Source organism: Afipia sp. MLSD5-FHT05B12, from assembly GCF_058793355.1.
Genome location: NZ_JBXAFS010000042.1, coordinates 1 through 4,919 on the forward strand (window position 1 = coordinate 1; position 4,919 = coordinate 4,919).

A 4,919-nucleotide genomic window follows, 5' to 3' on the forward strand; every position below is an offset into this window, starting at 1 on the left:
GCAGCATCTATTAAGCCAAGACCAAATGAAAAGGATCTGCGATGCCGCTGCTTCACATCTCGCTGCGCGCCGGAAAGTCAGACGCCTACCGGCAGGCGATCTTCGATGGCCTTTATCGCGCGATGCGCGAAACCTTTAACGTGCCCGAGGATGACCAGTTCATGACCATTACTGAGCATGATGCTGCGAACTTCCGCTATGGTTCATCGTATCTTGGCATCACCCGGAGCGATGATCTCGTATTTATCCAGATCAGCGCGATGAACACCCGCACCGTGGAGCAGAAGAAAGCGCTGTTCCGGCGGATCGCGGGGTTGCTCGGCGAGAGCCCCGGCATCCGGCCAGAAGACGTGTTCGTGAACCTTATCGAGGGCACCAAAGAGAATTGGTCCCTCGGCCACGGCCTCGCGCAATACGCCTGAGGCAATGCCGTGCTCATAGCTTATTAAGCCTACTCGCTGCTCAATGACATCCGTACCGCCCCACCACCTTGCCCGCCGGACGACCGGCTTCAACTGCTCTGTCGACCGTCGGGCTTTTCGTCTTCGTTGTGCTGGCCTGGAGTCTCAACTGGGTCGTCATGAAGCTAGCGGTGCAGGACATCACACCGCTCTGGGCCGTCACGATACGCACGGCGCTGGCGGCGGCGGTGCTCATTCCCGGCCTTCATGCCACCCGGCAACTCGTGCGTCCCCCGCGCGCTGACTACCCGATGGTTCTCGTGATCTCCCTGTTTCACATGGTCGCCTTCGCGGCCCTGCTGACGGCTGGCCTGACATATGTCTCAGCCGGCCGCGCAATCGTGCTCGGCTACACCACGCCGCTCTGGGTCGCGCCGGCCGCGCTTCTTTTCCTCAAAGAGCGGATGTCGATTCGGCAAATCGCCGGCATCGGAATTGGCATGACCGGCCTGTTGCTCCTCGTCGGGCCAGATGCCTTCGACTGGAATAGAAAAGACGCGATACTCGGCCATGGCCTCCCGATGCTGGCGGCGATCTGCTGGTCAGTGAGCATCGTCTACACGCGCACCCATCGCTGGACGGCAACACCGCTCCAGCTCATGCCGTGGCAATGCCTGCTTGCCACTGCGGTGCTTGCGATCCTCGCCTTCACCTTCGAGGGACCACCGCCGACGCGGATGAGCACGTCCACCATCATCGCGCTTGTCTATAACGGCGTGATCGGTACGGCGCTCGGCTTCTGGGCGATGACCGTTGTGAACAGACGGGTGCCGGCCACCACCGCAGCGCTCGGAGTCCTTGCAACACCGGTCTTCGGCATCGGCCTCGCCGCCGTCTTCCTCGGCGAAAAGCTGGACCCGATACTGATCCTCTCCGCGCTTGTCATCATGGCTGGTCTCGCCATCGGCGCCCTGCCGCGCGCCGAAGCGCGGTCGCAAAGACCGGATTTGCTTTAGTTCGTATAAGAATCGCACGCGCAATCTCGTCGAAGTGTTCTTCATCGAGATCGAGTAATTCCGACAAGTTGCGGTCCAATATTGGAGGCTCGCAACCGGCTACCCGGAATTCGTCAAACTCGCATCAATCCGCATTTGGCTGCGTGATAACGAGTCCGCGCCCCAAATAATCACGCGGCCCCGATGACCATCGTCCACATGACTTGCGGGACTTTGTCAAACACTAGGGCATAGACTGACATCAGCGCCGCCATGGCAGCAAGGTACGTGCCGCCGACGCTGAGTCCCGGACCAGGATTTCGCGATCACGGTTTGTTGGCCCGCGGCAGTATCTCAATAGCAGGCAGAGATTTTAGATAAGCCGCAATGGCGGCCCGATCACCGTCGCTTAGTTGGGAGATGTTCTTGATCACACGGACCATGGAACCGCCCACCGTGTCACCGTCTGGCCGCTCACCGCTTTTGAGAAAAGCGGCGATGTCCTTTTCGGACCAATCCTTGAGGCCCTTCTGCGTGATATTCGGGACCCACCCTTCACCTTCAGGATTAGGCCCACCGGCAAACCGCTGCGAGGTGACGATACCACCAAGAAAATTTCGGGAGCTGTGGCACTCGGCACAATGACCAAGACTATTCACGAGGTAAGCGCCCCGATTCCATTCCACCGACTCTTTCGGATCGGATATGATCTGCTTCCCATCGAGGAAAAGAAACTTCCATCCCCCGACCAAGCGGCGAATGTTGAACGGAAACTTCACCTCGTGATCGCGGATGCGTCCAGTATGCGGCGGCAGTGTCTTGATGTAAGCAAATAGGTCACGGATATCCTCGGTCGTGGCCCGTCGATAGGAGCCGTAAGGAAATGCTGGGAAGTAGTGCGTTCCAGCGGGCGAGGTTCCCTCTTTCAGAGCAGTGACGAAATTTGCCTCGGTCCAACTTCCAATACCGTCGGTTTCATGGGGCGAGATGTTCGGAGCGTAAAATACTCCAAATGGCGAAGGGATCGCCAAACCTCCTCCCAGCATGGTGCGTGATCCGCCGGTACTCGCATGACAGGATGCACAGCCCCCAGCGTTAAAGACAGTCTGCCCGTTGGGCAGGTCCGGGAGATGGACTGGCAAATGTTCTGCCGGGACCACTGCGGGGATGGTGACGAGCCAGAAAACGGTAGCGCCAGCAACAAAAGCTAACACCGCCAGCAAGAACAGCTTCCGTAACATGAACGCCCCGGACTCTCGTAAAATCGCATGCGCGAGCGCGCATGCTCACCGGCCTATGTAAAATGGAAACTACCCGTTCTTTAGGCGATAGACTTCGTGGCATCCGATACACCCTCCGTTCAATGTCGGATACGCAGCCTTCAAAGCATCGAGATTGTTGATCTTGCTCTTGCTGTCAGCAACGATCTTCGTCAACTTTGAAATGTGCGATTCAAAATCCGCCTTGTTGTCCCATATCTTTGCTGACGCACTGTAGTCATCGACTGGAGATTTCAAGCCCTTGGTGCTGTCTGGATACAAAGAACCTAATTTACCGACCGCTTCTTCCAGCTGCGCGAGCGCGGTATCGACCACAGCCTGATCGTAAGGCTTCGTTTCCTTCACCATCTGATTGAGACCGCCATACATGCTCTTGGCATTTGCCTTCATGAGTGCAATACGCGCCGATATTGTGTCCTGCTGCGCAGCGGCGACGCCAACTCCAAAGAATGCCATTGCGACGGCTATCAACGTACGCTTCATCACAGAACTCTTTCCTTTTGAGGGTTTTTCAATCGACGCCTGTACCAACGATTGTCATCGCGGACGCACTCAACACGTCGTTTCACGAAAACATTTCTTCAATCATCGTCAAGTTCACTTCTTTGTTCGGATCTACCTTCCAGGGACCAACCTCAGCGCCGCATAACGCTAATACAAACATTCCACCAGCGATGGCGAAATCCTTCTCGAAATGCAGCAGTTCATTTCGATTGGCGAAATTTGTGTGAAACAAGACAGCGGCTACGATGCAGAACAGACCCAGTGCCAGCGCCCCCAAGCGCGTATACCACCCGATCGCGATGGCTGAGCCTGCGACGAGCTGTAAAGCAATTGCGGGGACGAAGAGAAATTCCGAGACACCGAGTTTCGCCATACCTGCAGAAGCGGCATGAAAATTCGTGGCAAGAACCCAGCCTTCGTGAACAAATATCCCAGCGAGGAGCAATCTGCTTGCGAGCAGAATAATATTGTCAAGCAGCTCACGTCGCGTCGTAAATGCTGCGCCATCGATCCACCCCCGTTTTTCCAAAGCGCCGAAAGGATGCGGGCGGGTAAACGCCCGCATCCTTCTTATTATTTCCCGGCCGCTGTGGTGGTGGCGATTGCCTTTTGCAGGTCTTCGCGCTCCTCACACCCACCAGGGCATAAGCGGCTGAGGATAACGAGTTGCTCCTTGGCTTTATCGATATTGCCCGTTTCGACGTAGAGCTCGCCCAGATACTCACGGGCCGCCTTATGGTCGGCATCGAATTCAAGCGCTTTGGTGTAGTAAGTCAGCGCAGTCTTAAAGTCGCCGCTCTTGCGCAAACTGTAGCCGAGCAGATTGTAGACATCGGCGTGCTGGTTGGTGTCGGCGATCTTCTTCAGCTCAACGATTGCGCCGGAGTAATCCATGGCTTTGATTTTGGCGCGCGGCGAAGCCAGATCGGGAGCGTCGCTCGACGACATATTATCTACTGCGTGAGCCGGGATCGGCAGAACAGCCGAAGCAAAACCGAGACCGACAACCAGCGTTAGGCTTGTCAGGACAGAGTGCAGTGTCTTTTTCATAGTGTGTTCTCCATACTTGATCAGGATTACGCTACCGGCGCGAAGGTATAGGCATCACCATCCTTGGCGAACACGCCGGCGCCAGGGAACGGGAAGTGCGCACCGCAGATCATCATCTTGTCTGCAATGACGCGATCAATGAGCTTCCGGCGCGTAGCAACCGCCGTTGGGCCGTCCTGATCATAGGCCCCCTGCCAATCGGGATGCGGCGCCAACAGCGCGGGAACATACATGACGTCGTTGGACACCATCAGTTGCTGTTTGCCGGAAGCAACCAGGAATGCCGAATGACCTGGTGTATGGCCTGGAGCTGCGACGACACGCACACCAGGAGCCGCCTCGGCGTTGTCTTCGACGAGCTTCCAGTTCTTCCATTTTGGGAAATTTTCGGCGATGCGCTTTCCGGCGGCCTTACGGCCATCGGGCAGCTTGTCGACCCGGCCTTCTTCCGTCCACCATTTGTATTCGGTACTGCTGACAATCAGTTCGGCTTTCGGGAACACAAGCGCGTTGGTCCCCTTCTCCATCAAGCCCCAGACATGGTCGGGATGAAAATGCGAGACTAGGATGGTATCAATTTTACCAGGGTCGATGCCGGCCGCCTTCATGTTGGCCGGCAAATTGGTTGCATTGGCTTGCCACTGTCCGACACCAGAACCCGAATCGACCATGATGAGCCGATCGCCGAC

General features: G+C 56.6%; 7 protein-coding genes. 2 read left to right on the top strand and 5 right to left on the bottom strand.

The window, feature by feature from the left end; all coding sequences use genetic code 11:
• Nucleotides 1-41: 41 nt before the first annotated feature.
• Together AC1Q6J_RS23035 and AC1Q6J_RS23040 are read left to right on the top strand one after the other, a co-directional pair.
• The gene (locus AC1Q6J_RS23035) at nt 42-422 is read left to right on the top strand and encodes a tautomerase family protein (protein ID WP_492281464.1); all 381 of its coding nucleotides are present in this window, start codon (nt 42-44) and stop codon (nt 420-422) included.
• Between the two features lie 68 nt (nt 423-490).
• Complete coding sequence (locus tag AC1Q6J_RS23040) at nt 491-1,417, top strand: DMT family transporter (protein ID WP_492281465.1); 927 nt, start codon at nt 491-493, stop codon at nt 1,415-1,417.
• Between the two features lie 305 nt (nt 1,418-1,722).
• Here AC1Q6J_RS23040 and AC1Q6J_RS23045 read toward each other — a convergent pair whose 3' ends face one another.
• The 5 genes from AC1Q6J_RS23045 to AC1Q6J_RS23065 all read right to left on the bottom strand — a co-directional run.
• Nucleotides 1,723-2,637 carry a c-type cytochrome gene (locus AC1Q6J_RS23045; protein ID WP_492281466.1) on the bottom strand — a complete coding sequence of 305 codons (915 nt, stop codon included), beginning with the start codon at nt 2,635-2,637 and terminating at the stop codon, nt 1,723-1,725.
• Between the two features lie 69 nt (nt 2,638-2,706).
• Nucleotides 2,707-3,159, bottom strand: a complete 453-nt coding sequence (locus AC1Q6J_RS23050) for a c-type cytochrome (RefSeq protein ID WP_492281467.1) — start codon at nt 3,157-3,159, stop codon at nt 2,707-2,709.
• A gap of 82 nt (nt 3,160-3,241) precedes the next feature.
• Nucleotides 3,242-3,745 carry a DoxX family protein gene (locus AC1Q6J_RS23055; RefSeq protein ID WP_492281468.1) on the bottom strand — a complete coding sequence of 168 codons (504 nt, stop codon included), beginning with the start codon at nt 3,743-3,745 and terminating at the stop codon, nt 3,242-3,244.
• Nucleotides 3,746-3,753: 8 nt separating this feature from the next.
• Entirely contained in the window at nt 3,754-4,230 is a 477-nt protein-coding gene (locus AC1Q6J_RS23060) for a tetratricopeptide repeat protein (protein WP_492281469.1), read from the bottom strand.
• A 26-nt stretch (nt 4,231-4,256) separates the two neighbouring features.
• The coding region (locus AC1Q6J_RS23065; RefSeq protein ID WP_492281470.1) for an MBL fold metallo-hydrolase at nt 4,257-4,919 on the bottom strand (663 nt) is incomplete at its 5' end.

What these genes read in the sequence shown, in the direction of transcription:
- AC1Q6J_RS23055 (WP_492281468.1), bottom strand. Translation starts at nt 3,745, where the DNA reads ATGCGGGCGTTTACCCGCCCGCATCCTTTCGGCGCTTTGGAAAAACGG.
- AC1Q6J_RS23045 (WP_492281466.1), bottom strand. Translation starts at nt 2,637, where the DNA reads ATGTTACGGAAGCTGTTCTTGCTGGCGGTGTTAGCTTTTGTTGCTGGC.
- AC1Q6J_RS23035 (WP_492281464.1), top strand. Translation starts at nt 42, where the DNA reads ATGCCGCTGCTTCACATCTCGCTGCGCGCCGGAAAGTCAGACGCCTAC.
- AC1Q6J_RS23050 (WP_492281467.1), bottom strand. Translation starts at nt 3,159, where the DNA reads ATGAAGCGTACGTTGATAGCCGTCGCAATGGCATTCTTTGGAGTTGGC.
- AC1Q6J_RS23060 (WP_492281469.1), bottom strand. Translation starts at nt 4,230, where the DNA reads ATGAAAAAGACACTGCACTCTGTCCTGACAAGCCTAACGCTGGTTGTC.